The organism is Nitrobacter sp. Nb-311A (genome assembly GCF_000152905.1).
Classification (GTDB): domain Bacteria; phylum Pseudomonadota; class Alphaproteobacteria; order Rhizobiales; family Xanthobacteraceae; genus Nitrobacter.
Genome location: NZ_CH672418.1, coordinates 189210 through 208659, shown reverse-complemented (window position 1 = coordinate 208659; position 19450 = coordinate 189210). Strand labels below are relative to the sequence as shown.

General features: G+C 61.7%; 15 protein-coding genes. 9 read left to right on the top strand and 6 right to left on the bottom strand.

Annotated features, from left to right (window positions below; genetic code table 11):
* Positions 1-79: 79 nt before the first annotated feature.
* Together msrB and NB311A_RS14235 are read right to left on the bottom strand one after the other, a co-directional pair.
* Complete coding sequence (msrB, locus tag NB311A_RS14240; RefSeq protein WP_040675438.1) at positions 80-592, bottom strand: peptide-methionine (R)-S-oxide reductase MsrB; 513 nt, start codon at positions 590-592, stop codon at positions 80-82.
* Between the two features lie 179 nt (positions 593-771).
* Positions 772-2172 carry an FAD-binding oxidoreductase gene (locus tag NB311A_RS14235; RefSeq protein ID WP_040675337.1) on the bottom strand — a complete coding sequence of 467 codons (1401 nt, stop codon included), beginning with the start codon at positions 2170-2172 and terminating at the stop codon, positions 772-774.
* A 255-nt stretch (positions 2173-2427) separates the two neighbouring features.
* On the opposite strand from NB311A_RS14235, the gene NB311A_RS14230 reads away from it, so the two are divergent.
* Together NB311A_RS14230 and NB311A_RS14225 are read left to right on the top strand one after the other, a co-directional pair.
* On the top strand, positions 2428-2961 hold the full coding sequence (locus tag NB311A_RS14230) for a histidine phosphatase family protein (RefSeq protein ID WP_009799311.1): 534 nt from the start codon (positions 2428-2430) through the stop codon (positions 2959-2961).
* 139 nt (positions 2962-3100) lie between these two features.
* Entirely contained in the window at positions 3101-3529 is a 429-nt protein-coding gene (locus NB311A_RS14225; RefSeq protein ID WP_040675334.1) for a universal stress protein, read from the top strand.
* A 27-nt stretch (positions 3530-3556) separates the two neighbouring features.
* On the opposite strand, the gene NB311A_RS14220 is transcribed toward NB311A_RS14225, so the two are convergent.
* Positions 3557-4147, bottom strand: coding sequence for a hypothetical protein (locus tag NB311A_RS14220; protein ID WP_009799309.1), 591 nt, complete (start codon positions 4145-4147; stop codon positions 3557-3559).
* A 103-nt stretch (positions 4148-4250) separates the two neighbouring features.
* Between NB311A_RS14220 and NB311A_RS14215 the strand changes: the two genes are divergently transcribed.
* The 6 genes from NB311A_RS14215 (at position 4251) to NB311A_RS14190 (ending at position 10969) form a co-directional block, all read left to right on the top strand.
* Positions 4251-4685 (top strand): hypothetical protein, encoded by a 435-nt coding sequence (locus NB311A_RS14215; protein WP_009799308.1) that lies wholly within the window; start codon positions 4251-4253, stop codon positions 4683-4685.
* 658 nt (positions 4686-5343) lie between these two features.
* Positions 5344-6471 carry a YbhN family protein gene (locus NB311A_RS14210; protein WP_009799307.1) on the top strand — a complete coding sequence of 376 codons (1128 nt, stop codon included), beginning with the start codon at positions 5344-5346 and terminating at the stop codon, positions 6469-6471.
* 207 nt (positions 6472-6678) lie between these two features.
* Complete coding sequence (locus NB311A_RS14205; protein ID WP_009799306.1) at positions 6679-8718, top strand: hypothetical protein; 2040 nt, start codon at positions 6679-6681, stop codon at positions 8716-8718.
* A gap of 438 nt (positions 8719-9156) precedes the next feature.
* The gene (locus tag NB311A_RS14200) at positions 9157-9939 is read left to right on the top strand and encodes an RMD1 family protein (protein WP_009799305.1); all 783 of its coding nucleotides are present in this window, start codon (positions 9157-9159) and stop codon (positions 9937-9939) included.
* A gap of 200 nt (positions 9940-10139) precedes the next feature.
* On the top strand, positions 10140-10445 hold the full coding sequence (locus tag NB311A_RS14195) for a DUF1778 domain-containing protein (RefSeq protein WP_009799304.1): 306 nt from the start codon (positions 10140-10142) through the stop codon (positions 10443-10445).
* A 23-nt stretch (positions 10446-10468) separates the two neighbouring features.
* On the top strand, positions 10469-10969 hold the full coding sequence (locus tag NB311A_RS14190) for a GNAT family N-acetyltransferase (RefSeq protein ID WP_009799303.1): 501 nt from the start codon (positions 10469-10471) through the stop codon (positions 10967-10969).
* Between the two features lie 345 nt (positions 10970-11314).
* Here the strand turns inward: NB311A_RS14190 and NB311A_RS14185 are convergent, their stop codons facing one another.
* The 3 genes from NB311A_RS14185 to NB311A_RS14175 all read right to left on the bottom strand — a co-directional run bounded on the left by NB311A_RS14185 (position 11315) and on the right by NB311A_RS14175 (position 13378).
* Entirely contained in the window at positions 11315-12343 is a 1029-nt protein-coding gene (locus NB311A_RS14185) for an NAD(P)/FAD-dependent oxidoreductase (RefSeq protein ID WP_040675436.1), read from the bottom strand.
* A 212-nt stretch (positions 12344-12555) separates the two neighbouring features.
* Complete coding sequence (locus tag NB311A_RS14180) at positions 12556-12876, bottom strand: 2Fe-2S iron-sulfur cluster-binding protein (RefSeq protein WP_009799300.1); 321 nt, start codon at positions 12874-12876, stop codon at positions 12556-12558.
* A 124-nt stretch (positions 12877-13000) separates the two neighbouring features.
* Positions 13001-13378 (bottom strand): Hpt domain-containing protein, encoded by a 378-nt coding sequence (locus NB311A_RS14175; protein ID WP_009799299.1) that lies wholly within the window; start codon positions 13376-13378, stop codon positions 13001-13003.
* A gap of 375 nt (positions 13379-13753) precedes the next feature.
* Between NB311A_RS14175 and NB311A_RS14170 the strand changes: the two genes are divergently transcribed.
* Positions 13754-19162: a hypothetical protein gene (locus tag NB311A_RS14170; protein ID WP_009799298.1), complete on the top strand. Its 5409-nt coding sequence runs from the start codon at positions 13754-13756 to the stop codon at positions 19160-19162.
* The last annotated feature ends 288 nt before the right edge of the window (positions 19163-19450 follow it).

The following is a 19450-nucleotide window of genomic DNA, read 5'->3' as shown; positions in this document are numbered from 1 at the left end:
GCCTTGGCCGGCAACTCTTGCCGGGGAAGCGCCTCGCGGTCGCGAGCAATCGAGACCCCTGTTATTTTACGCGAATATTCTACGTCGCCGATGGCGAAGCGGGATGGAAAACGAGCGCCAGCCCGTTCATGCAGTAACGCAGGCCCGTCGGTTTCGGCCCGTCGTCGAAAACATGGCCGAGATGGCCGCCGCAGCGACGGCAATGCACCTCGGTCCTCGCGATGCCAAGCGTTGTGTCGGTCGATTCTCCGACAGCGTTGTCGAGCGGCCTCCAGAAGCTGGGCCAGCCGGTGCCGCTTTCAAATTTCGTCTCCGACGAATAGAGCGGCAGGTCGCAGCCGGCGCAGGCGAATGTACCCTTGCGATGCTCCCTGAGCAGCGGACTGCTGAAGGCCGGTTCGGTGCCATGCTGACGAAGGACGTGATATTGCCAGGGCTTGAGCTGCGCCCGCCATTCGGCATCAGTCTTTTCGATCTCGAACTTTCGCGCGGCCTTCGTCTCGGCTGCCCAGGCGGATTCCCTCCACACCCAGCGAAAGCCGAACAGACCCGCGAGACCGGCGGATGCGAGCAGGATGCGACGATCAATCATGGCTGTCTCCGGTGCCGGCGCGAACCGATTCAACGGCATCTGATATGAGGTGGCCTGAGTAAAATTACACGGACGCGCCCGGAATTTTCTCACGTTCCCGCGAGGTTATTCCGGAAAGCGTTAGCTCCCTCCCCGGGCTTGCGGAACCGGGCTTGCGGAAAGAGATTAAAGCCACCCGCTCATATTTCCCCGGAGTCCTTTGAAGCCGACATGTGAGGAGCCGCAACGCGCGGCGGCCGCGCTTTGGCCTTGCGATTGGCTGCATTGAGCCGCGCTCGTTCGCGATAGCGCGCCAGCACGCCGGCGGCGGCGGAACGCGCTCGCATGGCCGTGCCGATCGCATAGCCCGCCGCGCGTCCGGTCGTTCCGCCCGCCCATACCAGTTCGAACGGCGCGAACAACCGCCAGCGGTCGTCACCTTCCAGCATCCCGCGGGCGATCAGTTGTCCGGCCATCGCCGAGGTATTCAATCCCTGCCGGCCGAAGCCGCTCGCAACCCATAGTCCGGGCTGCAACTGCCCGACCTGCGGCATGCCGTGAACGGTCTCACCGACCGCGCCGCAGAAAACCTCCGCAATCTCGACGGTCTCGAGTTGCGGGAAGGTGGTAAGGATACGCCTGCGGATCGCCCCTCTCTGACGCTCGGGCCGCGCCTCCCAGGTGGTTTCAGGGCTCGCCCACATCAGCCTGTCGCCATCGATGATCCGAAAATGATCGATGCCGTCGGCGTCGATGACAGAGCCCTGAAACCTCACCACCTCTGCAAGTCGTGCCCCCAAAGGCGCGGTGACGGCGGCATAACGCCAGACCGGCACCAGCGTATCGGATAATCGGCGCAACGCTTCGCCGAGATGGACATTGCCCGCAAGCACGACGTGGGAAGCCCGCAGACGCGCCCGCGGCGTCGCAATACGTTTCCGAATTCCGGACGGATCGATGCTGATCACCGGCGTATGTTCGAAGATGCGAGCACCGGCCTTGCGCGCAAGCTCGGCGAGGCCGTGAATATATTTGCGACCGTCGATCTGGAACGCTCGCGGATAATGCACCGCGTGAAAATACCGGTCGGTGCTCAAGGCGTTGCGGACGCGATCGATCTGCCACCCTTCCGCCTCGGTCGCGAAATCCTCGCTGAGCATCTGCAGATGGCTGATGAGCCGCTCACCCGCATCGACATTGGAAACCTCGAGCACGCCTTCGGTGAACCCGAGTCCCGGAATGACATCTTCAGCGGCATGGGCGCGAACGTAATCGGCGCCGGCTCGCGACAGCGACCAGAGTTCATATGCATCATCGAAACCGACACGCGCGATCAGGTCGGAAAGCGGAAGCGCATAGCCGGGCATCGCCGTCCCGAGATGATGGCCCGACGCGCTCCAGCCGACATGACGGCTTTCGAGCACGACGACGTTCGCGCCTGTCCGCGCCGCCTCCAACGCCACGGTGAGGCCGGCCAGCCCGCCGCCGACGACGCAGATTTCAACATCGAGATCGAAAGTCAGTTGCTCGTGTCGCCGCGCCTGCCCCGCGGACTCCGCATTTCCGGGAATATCGGCCGCGTTTATGCTTTCCGAAGTCATCGCATTTCCTACCACTACCCTTATGACCTTGTCCCGTGCGACGTTGCAGACTAGTGGTGCGATATTAGTATTTTACATCCCGTTTCAGCAGACGATTTTGGAAATGCTAGAAGTTGCGTTTTCGGTGGAGTTTCTGGATCTCACATTCGGTTGGTGGACTCGCGCGAATTGCGCACAATCCCCTCCACAAACCGCACGACTGATACCTGTATCCCGCGTTCCGGGTCATACTTAACTCCGAATTGGGTCAGCCTCATGCGCCGCCTTTTGCTGCTTCGACACGCCAAAACCGAACGTCATGCTCCCGGCGGGAGCGACAGGGATCGCCGGCTTACCGCGCGCGGCAAGAACGACGCCACCGAAGTCGGCGCCTGGCTTGTCCGAGAACTATCGCTGCTGCCGGATCTGGTGTTGATCTCGACCGCAGTGCGGGCGCGCGAGACCTGGGACATCATTCGGAAAATGTTTCCAGATGAAATGGCTCAAAGACTTACCGAGCATCTGCCGGAGCTTTACGGCGCCGAGCCGATGCAACTCCTGACAATTATTCATTCCGTTGGCCCCGATCCTGAGCGCCTGATGATCGTCGGGCATAATCCCGGCCTGCACGAACTCGCGCTTCGCCTGATCGGCAGCGGTGACGCAGCCGGGCGCGCGGCGCTGGCCGATAACCTGCCGACGTCAGGTCTTGCGGTGATCGACTTCGCCGTCGATCGCTGGCACAGCATCACGTTCGGTGGCGGACGACTCGCCCGGTATGTCAGCCCGAAGTTGCTGAAGGAATCCTGACAGCCCCGTCGCTGATCCGACGCCGCGCCGCTTTTCATGATATGCTTATATGGTCCGCAGTATTGCAGGCAGTTCTTGAGTCTGACCCTTGAGGAGGACCGGATTCAACGCGGGGACCACGCATGACGAGGGACGCTCGATGTTCAAATCCATTCTCGTGCCGATTGATCTCTCCGACACCGATCTCGCCAAACCCGCGATCGCAACCGCGGTGTCGTTATCGCAAACCTCGAACGGAACCATCAGACTGCTGAACGTCCTGCATATGACGCCCGTGATGCTCGCGGAATACGTGCCTGCCGATTTCGACGTGCAACAGCGTCAATCGTCGGAGGATGCGTTGGCGATCGTCGCTCGCGAAGTGGGGATCGAGCCGTCGCGCATTTCCAGCATGGTGCGGCAGGGCAGCAGCATCTATCACGAGATCCTGGAGGAAGCGCAGGCCATCGAAGCCGACTTGATCGTGATGGCCTCGCATCGTCCGGCAATGAAGACCTACTTTCTTGGCTCCAACGCCGGTCATGTGGTGCGTTATGCCAGGTGCTCGGTGCTGGTGGTGCGCCATTGAGCATCGCGGGCGAGGAAAAGCGACAGTTTACGGCAGCAAATCCTGTGGCAGCGCATCGAAAGTATAGGCGCGCGGCCTGTTACGACGCATGAAACGGCCGATCTGCCAGCCGAAAAATGCCGACAGGCCGACGATGAACAGCGCGCCCGCCCATTCGCCGGTCACTATCGCCCGCGCCAGCAGAGCTGTCATCGCTACAAGAAGCAGCATCAACACGCCCGCGCCTGCAAAGTAAAGCAACGGGTTCAGGCCGCCAACGAGTGTGGCGCGCGCGCCATGCTCTGCGAGCCGCCGGTGCAGTTCGACGATGAAGGTGCGGTAGTCGTTGTCTTGCGCGTCCATCAGCGCCAGAGTCCGCCAGGTGGTGGACATCACGATGATGCGCCCGCCATCCCGATGGCTGATCTCGGTGCGGAATCGACGCGATTGCATCGACATCGGCCGGTAGGACATTCGCACGGCAGCAATGTCGGCATAGCCCCATCTCCCTGTCCGCCGGCTCACGCGCCACGATATCCCGTCATCCTCCAGCGCGAACCGATGAGCCGATCCGATCGCCGAGGCTCTATAAGCGTATTCGACGCCAGACGACGGCGTCTCGGAAGGCGGCGACACCATCGGGTATCCTTCGCACGGTGTGCGTTCTCTTGCTCCAAGCGCGGTTTTTGTCCTATAGCGTTTCCGAGCAAAGTTAGCACCGGTTCGCGCGAGGAAAATCCTCATGGCTGAAGCCGTTTATTTTCCGCGCCATTTGATTGTCGGCGGAGCGATGGTGTCCGGCATACTGCTCGCTCTCGCCGTGCACATGCTGGGCGCACAGATGGGCCTCGATATCGGCGGCCTCTGGCGTTCCGATGCCGGAGAGTTCATGCCGGCGAGCGCGGCGCTCGCATGGTGGCTGGTCGCGACGGCGAGCTTCTCCGGCAGCTACTTTGTCGCGACGCTGATGCACAGCGCAGCGTCCAGCCGCATTCAGCAGCGGCTTCGACAGTTCCTGATCGCAGTTGCCGTCCTGTTTCTGGCGGGCGCGGGACAGGCTGCCTCCGCACCCAGCGCCGCGCCGACCGTCGCAAGCTTCATAACGGGCCTCGCCGTGCTCGGCCTCGGCGCGGCGATGGCTTTCTGCGGCGCTTACTTCACGCTGCGCAAAACCTGACATTCACGCTCAGGGCGCGCGGCCCAAGCTTATCGTGGTGGTATGCCGTCATAATTGTCCCGGGTTGAAAGGATTGGATTGATTCGGATTCGATTCGGACCCGGACGCGTCACGATGCGGCTATGAAGCAAAGCCAGCGATGTTTCACGAATTGTTTCCCTTCGTAATACCGCAGTGTCACACATTCTAATGCATGAAGAGTCTCGTTTCCCTTTAGCGTATCGTCTGCAAGAACATTCGAAATCAGCGATGGAACACGGAGCATCCTACCCCTATATGAACCGCGAGCGCATTACTCCTTGTTGTTGCGGACGTGCGCCCCTGATGATTTTTGTGAAGGTGCCGCGGGGTTGGGCCTGATGGCACCCGCCAAACACACCGTTTTGTCTACCGTTTTGTCTTGCGGGTTTTTCGCGTATGAGATGCCGGACAGCCGCTTGTCTTTCCCTCTCCTCAATCGGCTCGAACCGTATCGTGACCTGGTGTAGCGGTCAGAATTCGGGGTCATTGTCGCGGCGAAGCCGTCGATGGCGTCTTCTGAATTCAAGCCACGCCGGAATAAAATGAGATTACTGGTGTCCCTTGATTTCGACCTTTGCCTTGGGAATCGCCGCAAGGCTTTAAGATCCTTGAAACCGGGCCGCCAGCGGGAGGACGAATGCGTCGGCTGCTGACCGCGCTGCAGCGCGGCTTCAAGGAAAGGATTGGCTGGAAAGGGCTTGGTGTCGTTGCGAGCCTCGTGATCATTGCTTTTGCGATCACGACCCTTATCCACACGCTCCAGGGCGTCGACACAGGTGTCATCCTGATCGCGCTGACGGAGAAGCCGCCCTATCGAATCGCCATGGCCGCGCTTTGCGTGGTCGGCGCGTTCTGCACCCTGACATTCTATGATTTCTTCGCGGTGCGGACGATCGGCAAGGATCATATCCCCTATCGCGTCGCGGCGCTGGCTGCCTTCACGAGCTACACCATCGGGCACAACGTCGGCGCGACGGTCTTTACCGGCGGCGCGATCCGGTTTCGGATCTATTCGGACTATGGACTGAACGCCATCGACGTCGCAAAGATCTGCTTCATCTCCGGACTGACATTCTGGCTCGGCAACCTGTTCGTGCTCGGCATCGGCATGGCCTGGCATCCTTGGGCTGCGAGCGCGATGGACCTGCTGCCTCCATCCGTCAACCGCCTGATCGCATTCGGCTGCCTGGCCGGCATCGCCATCTATCTCGCCTGGATCATCACCGGGCGCAACCGCCGCGAACTCGGGCAAAACGGCTGGAAGGTCGTGCTGCCGTCGGCGCCGCTGACCTTCGTCCAGATCCTGATCGGCGTCGTTGATCTCGGATTCTGCGCCTTGGCGATGTATCTGTTGATGCCAGCGCATCCGGACATCGATTTCGTGTCGGTGGCGGTCGTTTTCATTCTGGCCACCCTGCTCGGCTTCGCCAGTCATGCGCCGGGAAGCCTCGGCGTGTTCGACGCGGCAATGCTGGTGGCGCTGCCGCAATTCGGCAAGGAGCAGTTGCTGGCGACGCTGCTGGTATTCCGGATTCTCTATTTCATGATCCCGTTCGCAATCGCCATCACTATCATGGGCACGCGCGAACTCTGGCTCAATGTGGTACAGCCCTGGCAGCACCGACGCAGGATCAACGGCAACGGTAACGTGAGCGATGGCAACGGCGCTGGCGACGGCCACGGTAACAGCAACGGTGATGGCACGCCGGATGAGGCGGCATCGCCCGAACCACGAGCCGCCAAGTCGCCGGTCGCGCAGGACTGAGCCGCCGGGTTGCGGGATCGAGGCCGCCCGCTGGGACCCGTGTCCTCGTTATGACCTATCACTCGCTCATACAGCTTGTGCGCTATCAACGCGTCAGAACATAAAAATGGAGCTCCGCTTCCGATTCCGTCAGAAGCGGAGAGGCTCAAAGCCGTCAGTCTCCTTTTCGCTCTTATTTCCGCCAAAACCGTCGCGTCAAAAACGTTCATGCTCCGCCCCCTCGCCTCGTCCCTGATCGGGATTATTCTGACATTGCTAAGCAGCCTTGCCGCGCAGCAAACCGCCGCGCAGCCGCTTTCCGCTGGCATCGCCCAGGCCGACCCCGCCGCTCCGATCCAGGAGCAGGCCGCCGGCGGTATGCAGATTTCCTGGGAGGTCCGCAGCCGTTTCCGGCTATTCCGCGAGGAGCGGGATTTCCAGATCCATGTCGCCGCCGAAAGCAACCAGAGTATTCTCGCCGCCGAGCAGGCGCTGGAACTGCAAAGCGATGGTCGCGGCTGGGCCCGCAACGCCGTGAACCGTCTTTGCATCGATCTCGGGGGGCACGTCAGCGAGCCTTGCACACGCGACAAGATCAAGGAAAGCTATCTGACGCCGACGGAGCATCCGGTCACCGTGCGCCTGACCGGTGCGGTGCCGGTCGGCGCCGTCTGTGCGTGGTCGTTCGACGACGGCGACGGCCCCCGCTCCACGACGCAAGACTGCGCCGAGCCGATCGACTTCCGCGCCCGTTACGGCCGCGCCACCAACGCCACCGTCGATGTCGCGAGCGGCGGCGATGCACCGCAGCGCCTGATGACGCAGATCAAGGTGCGCGACATCCTCATCGCCGGCCTCGGCGACTCCATCGCCTCCGGTGAAGGCAATCCGGACCGCACTGTTGCGCTGTCGGACGAAGGCTTTTGCTTCCGCTCCTATCTCGGCGGCGCCGGGCGCGAATTTTACCGGCCGAGTCGCGCCGGCTACAAAGGTGGCCGGGCCTGCGGCACCTCCGGCTCGCTCGATACCTGGCAGCAATACGGCGCGCTGTGGATGAACGCGGCCTGCCATCGCTCGCTCTACAGCTACCAGACCCGCGCTGCGCTCGCGCTCGCGGTGCGGTATCAGCACATCGCCGTGACCTACCTGCCGCTCGCCTGCACCGGCGCCAGCATTCCCGACGGGATGCTGGGTTCGCAGCGCGCGCGCGAATGCCTGACCGCGAAGTCTTCGGCCAAATGTCAGGGCACCGTCAACGGCCAGATCGCCCAACTGCGCGAGGTGCTCGCGGCCGCGAGACACCGCCAGCCCGACCGCAAGCTCGATCTCGTGCTGATGACCATCGGAGCCAATGACATCAATTTCTCCGGCCTGGTATCGGACGTCATCGTGGATGCGGCGACCGAACGCGCGCTGTTCAGGCGCGGCGGCCTGATCGGATCGGTCGACGGTTCGCGATCGAGTCTCGAACGCGACCTGCCGCAATCCTTCGCCCGGCTGCGCACCGCGTTGAGGCCGCTGCTGGACAACGACCTGTCCCGTGTCGTGTTCGTCTCCTATGCCAACCCGGCGCTGGCGAACGGCGGCGCGCCCTGCCACGGCGGCAAGGCTGGATTCGACGTACACCCATCGTTCAATGCCGATCCGGGGCGGCTCGCCACGGTCACAGACTACGTCGAGAGCGAATTCCTGCCGCGGCTGAAGGCTCTCGCATTGTGCCAGTCCGGTGTGATCTGCCGCGATCCCGGCGGCGACCGCATGACCTTCGTCGAGGCGCATCAGGCGGCTTTCGCCGATCACGGGTTTTGCGCGCGCGCGGGCAGCGATCCCGAATTCGACCGCGAATGTTTCTCGGCGAAGGGCGACAGTTTCGTCAGCAGTATCGTGGAGGCGCCGCAGCAGCCTCTCGCCTGCGGCCGTGGGGCGAGCGCGTTCCGCGCCTATCTGCCCCGCGCGCGCTGGATCCGTGACGCCAACGACAGCTACTTCACGGCAATGACCTATCCGCAGGCGCAGTCCTCATCGATGCAGCCGTCCGACATCCATGACGCGACATGGGGGCTGCTCTCCGCGGTGTACGGTGGCGCGATCCATCCGACCGCCGAGGGCCATGCGGCGATGGCGGACGCCGCGATGCCGGCGGTCGCGGCGCAACTGCATCTCAATGCCGCCGACGCCGGCGATGTCACGGGCGAGCCGCTGCCGCCGCTGACCCCGCTTTCGCCCGCGACCGAACCGCCCCCGCCCCCGGCGATCCCGCAGCAATAATCCATTCCTGCTCCTGCGTTGAAATCTAGCCGTCACGAATCATCACTAAATCACTGTCTGGCGCCAGGTCCCCTTTGGGCCAGCCGCTCATAACTGGCCCGGCGTAACCGCAGCGCCGGGCCTTTTATTTGGGGCGAGACTGTGAGGCGATAGGCGACGAACACTCCATCTCCATTTAAGATCTCCAAGACCTCACCACAGACCTGGCAGCGGAATTCGTCGCCATTAATGGGTAACAACACCAGCTCTAGTCGCCGGAAGCCGGCTCCGCATCTGGTGCAAGAGACATCGGTTTGCCTCATGCCACCCCCTCGTTTCATGCTCGTCACATTCGCCGCTCACGTCGGATGATACGCTATAGCCCTCATGAGATGAAGGAAAAGGCATGGCGCGGGGAGACGATGCGTAGTGAACACACCGGCAAATTTCTCTGCAGCAATGGGTACGCGGGTCACCGTACATGCACTTTACGTTGGAGACCGGATCAACACGATGGGATTCGAGGGCGAAGTGCTTTCAACGCTCCCCCTCGCGATCCGAATTGGCGAAGCTCGTGTCGCTGTTTTGTTTCGTTACGGCGTCGCGGTGCTGATCGGCCTTTCACCCGAAGAAGAAGCAAATTTTCTAGACGCGTTAAAGCCCCGGATCGGTGGCGCGCTCGTGCGCCTTGAGGAAGAAGCTGCGATTGTCACGACCGCTAGTGAAACCGAGGATCAGGTTCAGGCGGGAGGTCCGATTCAGTTGCAGGACATGTCGTCCGACAGGCTTCTGGTCGTTGCCGATGTCCTTGCGAAGAGCGTCGTGCTTGCTCATGACGAGCGCGAAGTGGCGAAAGTGTTCGAGATCATTGAGCCATTTGCGAAAGAGTTAGCAGATCGCGGGCGTACTCGGCGTAATCGAAAAGGGATGCTGAGGCTGCTTGGAAACGCCCTGCTGGTACAGCACCGGGTATCGGGCCGCGTTGCGGTAGCGGAAAAGCCAGATGTTTTGTGGGATCGTCCAGATCTGGAGCGTCTCTATGCACGGCTCGAAGACGAATATGAACTTAAAGAGCGCGTCGATGCGCTCAATCGGAAGCTCGCTGTAGTAGCCGAAACAGCCAACACTCTCGCTGATATTATCGATACGCGCCGGTCGCTGCACCTTGAGCTTATTATCGTCGTGTTGATCGCGGTCGAGATTATCGTCACCTTTTATCAAATTTATGCTGGAGGTCATTGATCTGGAGTCGGCCCCGTCTCCGAAGTGAACGAACTGTCACAGAGCGGCGGTAAAAATTTGGGACCTTCCCTTCTTGTGAGTCCCGAGATGAGCCAGGCCATCGAGATTATTCCCGGCGACGGCTGTCAAAAGAACTTGAGTTGTTAGTCAATATGACGTACGTTTAAGGAGAAATAGATGCTTTGCTAGGAATCGCCGCAATGCCGCGCAAACAAGCCAGGATCGAGCGGGACAGGCCAAGCCGGGTCGAGCGTTTAGGTTTCCGTCTCGACGAGGAGACCAAGGATCTGATTGAACGCGCCGCCTATCTGTCGCGGCGGAAGGTCAGCGATTTCTGCGTTACTGCGCTTACGGAGACCGCGCGCCGGACCATCGCCGAGCACGAGACGCTAGAGTTGTCGGATCGGGATCGCGAAACCTTCTTTGAGGCGCTGATTAATCCGCCCGAACCGAGCGAGCGGCTAGCCCGCGCCCTAGCCGCGCACAAGCAGCGCGTGGCTTCGTAGACGTGGCGTCGCCTCGTCCAGATTTGAAGGTCGAGGCGCTGGCGACACATCATGACCGCGACGCGTTCTCGTGCGGCGTCGATAGCCTCGATCGCTATCTGCGCTCCCAAGCTGGGCAGGATGTGCGCCGGAGGATGAACGGCGTCTTCATCCTTGTCGCGGCAGACGCCGTCGAAACGGTCCTTGGCTATTACACGCTTTGCGCCACGTCGCTGCCGCAGGGCGACGTTCCGGCGGCCGCACGCAAGCACGTTCCGCGCTATCCGCTGGTGAGCGCGACACTCATCGGCCGCCTCGCCGTGTCGCGTACTCGGCAAGGCGATGGTCTGGGCTCGTTGCTGCTCGCGGACGCGGTCCAGCGCGCTTACGCCAGCGCCGAGACTGTCGGCTCTTCGATGCTGGTCGTCGACGCGCTGAAAGAGCGCGCTGCTGCATTCTACGAATCCTTCGGCTTCCAGCCGCTACCGGAGTCATTGCGCCTCGTGTTGCCGATGCGCTCAATCGAGGAGCTGCTCGCGCGATGACGAACGGCATCACTACAGCTGCTCAACGAAAGCGTGTCAGGGTGAAGCCGGCTGTAGCGGCCTGACCGTGCCGATGGACAAGCTGGACAACGCCGTGGTCGATCATCTCGAATGGCGCTTGCTCGATCCGCAGCGTCTGATGGTGATGATGGATCAGCGGGTTTTGGTATAAAATCTGATATGAAAAAAAGCCTTCTCCCCTTGTGGGAGAAGGTACGAGCCGGATGCGGGTACCGCGAGATAATCCCTCATCAGCATATCGGGAAACGGACAGGTCATCGGTCAGGCTCGGTGCTGATACTCAGGTGGCGTTTCCGAAGACGATGCCGCCCATCCCCGCCGGGCTCAGTTCACCCCGAGCTTCTTCTGCAGGCTCGACGACGAGGTGGTGTACTGGAACACCAGCCGCTTGTCCGGGTAGACGTAGCGATGCGCCTTCTGCGCCATCAGCGCGCCCTCGTGGAAGCCGGAGAGAATCAGCTTCAGCTTGCCGGGATAGGTGTTGATGTCGCCGATCGCGAAGATGCCGGGGACGTTGGTCTCGAACGACGCGGTCTCCACCGGGATCAGGTTGTTCTCGAGATGCAGACCCCAGTTCGCGACCGGACCGAGCTTCATCGTCAGGCCGAAGAACGGCAGCATGGTATCGCAACTGACTGTCGACATCGTATTGTCGCTGCCCTTTACCTGAGCGCCGGTGAGTTTGCCGTCCGCGCCTTCCAGCGCCGTGACCTGGCCGATCTTCAGATCCATGGTGCCGTCCGCGACCAGCTTGCGCATCTGCTCGACGCTGTGCGGCGCCGCGCGAAACTCGTCGCGCCGATGCAAAAGCGTAATGCGCTTCGCCAGCGGATGCAGATTGAGCGTCCAGTCGAGCGCGGAGTCTCCGCCGCCGACGATCAGAATCTCCTTGTCGCGGAACTGCTCCATCTTGCGCACCGCATAGAACACGGAGGTATTCTCATAAGCCTCGATGCCGGGCACCGGGGGCCGCTTCGGCTGGAACGAACCGCCGCCTGCCGACACCACGACAACCTTGCATTCGAACACTTTGCCGGCGTCGGTGGTGACCCGAAATCCGGGATCGCCGATTTTCTCGATGCTCTCCACCATCTCGTTGAGATGGAACGTGGGGTTGAACGGCTTGATCTGCTCCAGCAGGGCTTCGGTGAGCCCTTGACCGGTCACCAGCGGAATGCCGGGAATGTCGTAGATCGGCTTCTCCGGATAAAGCTCGGCGCACTGCCCGCCGATCTTGTCGAGGATGTCGACAAGATGCACCTTCATGTCGAGCAGCCCCAGTTCGAACACGGCAAACAGTCCGCAGGGGCCCGCACCGATAATCAGCACATCCGTCTTGATCGCTTCGTTCATGTCAGCTTCTTTTTCCGTTGAAACCTCTGCGCCGGCCAGCAATACGACCGCGCCGCTGCGTGAATTGACGCGTTCTCGTCACGCGAACGCGCATCTACCGCGCTTCGCTATAACCAACCGGCCGGATTGAGGAAAGCCATAAACTGCCGCAGCCTGCACCCCACCCCGCCGCGCGGATGTAGCTTCATGGGTCAGTCGGCTATGCGACGCGCTTAAGCCTGCCGCTCCGGCACCGTCACCACGAGACCTTCGAGTTCGTCGCTCACCTTGATCTGGCAGGATAATCGCGAATTCGGCCGCACGTCGTAGCCGAAGTCGAGCATGTCCTCTTCCATCGGCGTCGGCTTGCCGACCTTCTCGGTCCATGCGTCATCAATATAGACGTGACAGGTGGCGCAGGCGCAGGCGCCGCCACATTCAGCCTCAATGCCGGGAACGGCGTTACGGATTGCAGCTTCCATGACGGTCGCGCCGTTCTCGACCTCAACGGTGCGGGTTTCGCCGGAATGGTCGACAAAGTTGATCTTGGTCATAGGTGCCATGCTGCTGAACAGATTATTGATAATGATGAAGTTTGGCTGTCCTATAACGAAACGATCGGGCTAGCGCCAGCGGTCGGCGCAAAAAGGGGCGTTCGTTTTCGGGATTAGCAGGTTCTCAGGAGCCCTGCAGGATCGCACCAATTGCCTGACAAGCCTGACTGACGGCGTCCTTCAGCGCAGCCCCCGGCTCCGTGGGATCGGCGCCATGGCGAAGCGCGGTTTCCAGGTCGGCGGCAGCCGCGGCGACATGAATGGCGCCTATCGCCCGCGCCGAACCCTTCAGCTTGTGCGCCAGGATCGCGGCATTCGGCGGAAGCAGCGCCAGCGCGGCGGCCAACTCGACGGCCTGACCAGCGAACATCGCCAGAACCTCCCGTTCGAGACCGTTATCGCCCAGCATCATGCGGCGGAGATGGTCGAAATCGATCGGCCCATCCTCCGGAACCAATGGCGGCGAAGCCATCCAGTCGACCTGTTCAAGAGAAAGCGGCATTTGCTGCTATCCGGCATCCGCTGCGACGGCGAGATTATTTCCGCAGAATCCGGGGTAGCCAATCACGGAACTGGTTAATGGAACGTTTCGGGTACGAACACGGGTTGGCATCAATTTCGACCCCTGCGACCCCCGACTTTCGAGCAGCTCGAGCGAATGGCGCCGCCAGCCGTTAACGATGATTAAGGATGATTAAGATTGTGTTAATAACGACCGTTTCATTCGAGACGCCAAGCCAATAGGATGTTGGGGGGAAGTGACCGACAACAGGCGATGGCGATTGCCGCGCCTGACCGGCTTGGGGCTTGGGTCGGCGACCGGACTTGCAGCGGCGACGCGACTTGCGGGTTGCGTAACACGAGGGCGTGGACTGAGATGGCGAACAATCCCAAAAAGGTCAAAGATCCGACGGAGGTCGCTCTCTCCGCCATCCAGGAGGCGCTGAGCATCGGCGAGGCATCGGCAGCAGACCTAAGCGAGGCTGCGGCCCGTCACGACATTGCCCCGCCGGTTCCGCCCGCCGGTTATGGCGAGGAGGGGCTCGGCACCCGCGCGGCCCCCGATCGATCGATTCTTGAACCCGCTGAAGGATCGCACTTCACGCGACGCCCTGCCAACGACGACCGTGAAACGATCGGGCAAATCCTTCAGGCGCTCCAAAAAAGCGGTCCTTCCCGCAACATCTATACTCTGGCGACGCTGTTCGCCGGAATCTGGGTTCTGGGCGCCGGCCTTCTGACGGTCAGCTTTCTTCCATCGCTGCAGGCAGCCCTCGGTCAGGGTAGCGGCGGCACACTCGCCCTCGCCGGTCTGATTGCCCTGTTTTTCGCCCCCGTCCTGCTGTTCTACTTCTTAGCCAATATGGCGTGGCGCGGCCAGGAATTGCGCATGATCGCGCAATCGATGGCCCAGGTGGCGATCCGGTTCTCCGAGCCGGAAGGCTTGGCCAGCGATTCGGTGGTGACCGTGGGACAGGCGATCCGGCGCGAAGTCGCCGCGATGGGCGACGGCGTCGAGCGCGCCATCGCCCGCGCCGGCGAACTGGAAGCCCTGGTCGCCAACGAGGTCGCCGCGCTGGAACGCGCATATTCAGATAACGAAGTGCGGATTCGCGCCTTGCTTCAGGATATCGCCCATCAGCGGGACAACCTCGTCGGCCAGGCCGAGCAGGTCCGCAGCGCGATCTCGGGTGTCCAGATCGACCTGCGCCATGACATCGCGCTGATCAGCGATGCCATCGCCTCGCGAGTCGACGAGGTCGCAAAAGGCATCACCGGCGCGCTGGAAGAGCGCGGCGAGCACATCACAACGGCGCTTAGCAATGCCGGAGACAACATGATTTTCGCGCTCGGCGAACGAGGCGGCGACTTGCTCGACCGGCTTGAGGAAGCCAGCGCCGAGACCGCACGCGCCGTTCTCGACGCCAGCGAACGTCTGACCAGCAGCCTTAATTTCAAGACTGGTCACGTCCATGACGAATTCGTCGATCTGGCCGACCGGGTCCATGACATGCTGAACGAACGGATCGACCGGATTACGGGCGATTTCGAGCAGAAATCGGCGTCCATCGTCGAAGGCATTTCGGAACGTACCGAACAGGTCCATGACGCTCTGAAAAACTCCAGCGATTCCCTGCTGGTGGAGCTTGAGCTTCGCGGCGGCGACCTTGCCAACAAGATCGATGACGCCGGCAACCGGCTGGCAAGCCGGATTTTGTCGTGCGGCGACAAGGCGAGCGAAGCACTCGACGTCACGGTCAATACACTGGTGGCCAACGTCGTCACTCAAACCGAAGCCGCGCACGATACGCTCAGCCTGCAGATGAACGCGTTCGATCAACTGGTGAAAGATCAAGGCGCCGAACTCGCAGAGAAATTCGCGCGCGACAGCGGCACGCTCGGCGCCCTGATCACCCGCCACATCTCGGAGTTTGATCGCACGGTGAAGACCTTCGGCGCCGAGATCGTCGATCGCCTTGGCCAGCGCACCGAAGATATCGCACAGAGCATGAAGAACTATGTCGATACCTTCGATACACGATTGACCTCCAACGGAGGGGAGATCCGGGCAGCGCTGGATCAGCATCTGGCGAGATTCGAAACCGCGCTCCAGTCGCGCGTCACCAATCTCGATGCTTCGTTTGAAGCCAAAATCAAATCATTCGACGAATCCGTACACGGCCGCCTGAAAACACTGGAGGAAATCTTCGATACCCGTGCAACATCGGTCACGGAGACGATCGACAGCCGGCTCGGCGCCCTCACCTCGTCGCTCTCCGATGGCGCCGCTCATGCGATCGGCTCGATCGAGAGCCGTCTCAATCACCTCAAATCATCGCTGGCCGAAGGCGCGACGCAGGCCGTCGTGGCACTTGAGGGACGTATCTCGGGAGTGACTGAAGCCATTGACGGCCGCAGCGCTCACCTCGCGGATACGATCACAGCGCGTTTCCAGGAAATCCATCAAGGTCTCGACGAGCGTGTGGGCTTTATCGCGACCGCGATCGACACGCGCGTCGCACAGTTCGAGGACCTGCTCGGATCGCGAATCGAAGCCGTGGCAGGCCGCTTCGAATCGAGCGGGCGCGAGGCCAGCGACACCTTGTTGGCACGTGCTGAAGAGCTGTCGCTCGGTATCAAGTCGCATGTCGAGGACGCGGAACGCTCGCTGACCAACTTGGTCGTTAATACAAGCGAGACCATTCAAACGGGCGCTCGCTCCGCTCAACAGTCCCTGCTTTCGGTGTCAACCGAGGTGGGCGCCCAGCTCCAACTGACATCAACGGAAGTCGAGCGCGCCTTGACCAGCGCCGGAACGGCAGCCGCCAGCTCCATCATCAACAGCGCCCGCGAGGCGCAGACGACCCTGATCAACTCATCCGCAGAGACTGCAAATCAGGCCAAGTCCCTGTCGGCGGACATCGAGCGGACACTGACCACCGCCGGCGCCAACACCGCAGATTCAGTTCTCGCCGGCGCGCGCGCGGCGCAGACCACGCTGGTCGCCGCGTCATCGGATGCCGCAAGTCACGTCAAATCGCTCGCGAGCGAAATTGAGCGCACCCTCACGACCGTCGGATCGGACGTCGAGCGCATGCTGTCGACAGTCGGCACGTCGACCGCGGACACGGTCCTGTCGAGCGCGCGGGAGGCTCAGACCACGCTCGTCAACGCGTCGGCCGAGGCCGCAAGCCAAGTCAAATCGCTCGGAAGCGACATCGAGCGGACACTGACAGCAGTAAGCGCCGATACCGCCGCCGCCATTCTCAACAGCGCACGCGAGGCCCAGAGCGCCCTCACCACCACCTCGGCAGAGGCCGTAGGCCAGGTCAAGTCGCTCGCAAGCGACGTTGAACAAACCTTGACGACGGTGAGCGCCGGCACCGCCGCCGCCATTCTCAACAGCGCCCGCGAAGCCCAGAGCACTCTCACCGCCACGTCGGCCGATACCGCAAGCCAGGTCAAATTGCTCGCAAGCGACATCGAGCGGACATTGACGACAGTGAGCGTCGAGACCGCCGCCGCCATTCTCAACAGCGCACGCGAAGCCCAGAACACTCTCACCGCCACGTCGGCCGATACCGCAAGCCAGGTCAGATCGCTTGCGAGCGACATCGAACAGACGTTGACGACGGTAGGCGCCGACACCGCCGCCGCGCTTCTCGGCAGCGCACGCGAGGCCCAGAATACGCTCACCACCGCTTCAGCCGACTCTGCCAATCAGATCAAAGTGATCTCGTCGGATATCGAACGCACCCTCCACGCAGCCGCGGCAAATACCACCGAAATAATTCAGGCGAGCGCACAAAATGCGCAGACCGCCCTTGTCTCGGCGTCGAACGAAGTCAGCATCAAGGTCAAGTCGGCCTCGACCGACGCCGAACGCTTGATCTTTGCGGCCAGCGGCGGCTTCGGCTCGATGATCACCGGCAAGACGGACGAAATCGTCAACTACGTCCAACAGCAGACCGATCGTCTCTCACAGGCGCTCGACAGTAAACGTGGATCCCTGATCGAAGCTCTCGGAAGCAAAGCCGATCAGCTCAACTCCGATATCGGCCGCGTTACCGGCGAGGCCCTCAAGTCGATTGAGGCCAGAGGCCAGGCGTTCTCGCAATCGATCGCGGCGAACGGCTCCGATGTGGTCCGCACAATCACCAACGCGGGTGAACTGGCGACGGCCGCGATCAGCAAATCATTGAAGGACCTCGAAGAGGCATCCCACTCCGCCATCGATCAGTCCCGGCAAGCATCCATCGCTGCCGTTACGGAGATGCAGGAGACCAGCAAGATACTGCGCACGGATACCGTTGCGCTGTTTGAGCGGCTGCGCGAGGGCAACATTCTCCTTCAGGAGGTTCTCACCGGAGCGCACGAGAATCTCAATTCGCTGGAACGCACGCTCGTTACACGCGTCGCCGACTTCGTATCCACGATGAGAGAGGTTACCTCGCAGAGCGGCCTCGCGACGCAGACCCTTGAGGATCAATTAACGGCGTTCAACTCCAAAACCTCGAAGGCTCTCGATGATCTCGGCGGGCTGTCCGCCGAGTTTGAGACCCATGGAAAAGTTTTGGTCGAAGCTGCAGCGCGAGTTGAACAGAGCAATCGAAGCGCGACCTCGTCCGTCGAGGAGCGCAAGTCGGCGCTGGAATCGCTCGTGACAACAATCGACTTGCGGACGACCGACTTCGACCAGCGACTGACGCGTTTTACGAGCTTACTCGATGAATCGCTCGCCGCCGCCGAGGAGCGCGCTCGCGATATCGCGCGGGTGGTGGCCGAAACCGCCGGCGCGGGATCAACCGCGATCAACCGTCAGTTCGAGGCCGTTCGTGCTGCGGCCGAGGAAGAACGCCGCCTGACGTCAGAGTCGATGAGCGAGATTTGCAAGAAGGCAAGTCAGGAAGCGGAATCCATGCTCAGGCAATCTGCCGACAGGTTCGCCGCACTGGTGCAGAGCATGAAGCAGATGACGGCCGAAATGCATAACGAACTGGAGGCGACGCGCGGTGAGCTTCGTCGCGGCGTGCTCGAGATGCCACAGGAGGCGGCGGAGAGCACCGCTCAGATGCGCAAAGTGATCGTCGATCAGATTGAAGCGCTTGCCGAACTGAACCGGATCGTCGCACGCCATGGCCATGGGCTCGACGTCGTCAACAGCGGGCGATCCAGTTCGCAGCGCGAGGAAGAGACGATGATGGCGGCCGCTGCCGGTCGGAACGCGGCAACGGCACGTCCCCCGGCACGCATGCGTGACAAGGCCAGTGAATCGAACCTGCCGGCGCCCGACCTTGGCATTCAGTCAACTCGCCGCACGGACCAGTTGGCTAAGCCGTCAAGCGCTGACGATGAAGCCGACGGCTGGCTTTCGGATTTGCTGAACCGCGCCGATACCGGAAGCGGCGATATTTCGCGCGGACGGTCAGCGCCGCCGACTGCGGCGGTAAATCCGCTGGATTCACTGTCGCTCGATATCGGTCGCCTGATGGACCGCAAGCTTGTCGGCGAGATGTGGGACCGCTATCAGCGCGGCGAACGCAAGGCCTTCACTAAGCGACTCTACACGCCAGGCGGTCAAAAGGCCTTTGACGAGGTCGCCCGCAAATACCGTACGGACCGCACCTTCAAACAGACGGCGGATCGCTACATTGCCGAATTCGAACGGCTGCTGGACGAAGTGGCGCGCGACGAGCGGGAGCCCTTGGTGATACGCGACCATCTGACATCGGAAACCGGACTGGTCTATACCTTGCTCGCGCATGCGGCGGGACGGCTCGCATAGCGGGCCTCACCAGGTGCGAAACGGAGGCTTGAACCTCCGTTTTAGGTCTTCATACCGATCGAAGGCCCTGATCGCGCCCGGAACATTACGGCTTCTCGACTCGAGGGAGCACCGTCACACCCGGCGCGAAGGTTGCGCTACGCAGCCTGCTCCCTCCGTCCCTTCAGACGGCGAGCCGACGCAAGGAGCCGCGCGGCTTCCGCTACGCCTGACCAGCGCCAGCCCCGGTCGCCTTGCACAACGGGGTTCAGTGTGGGATCGTCGAACCAGCCTCGATCCGCGCAGAGG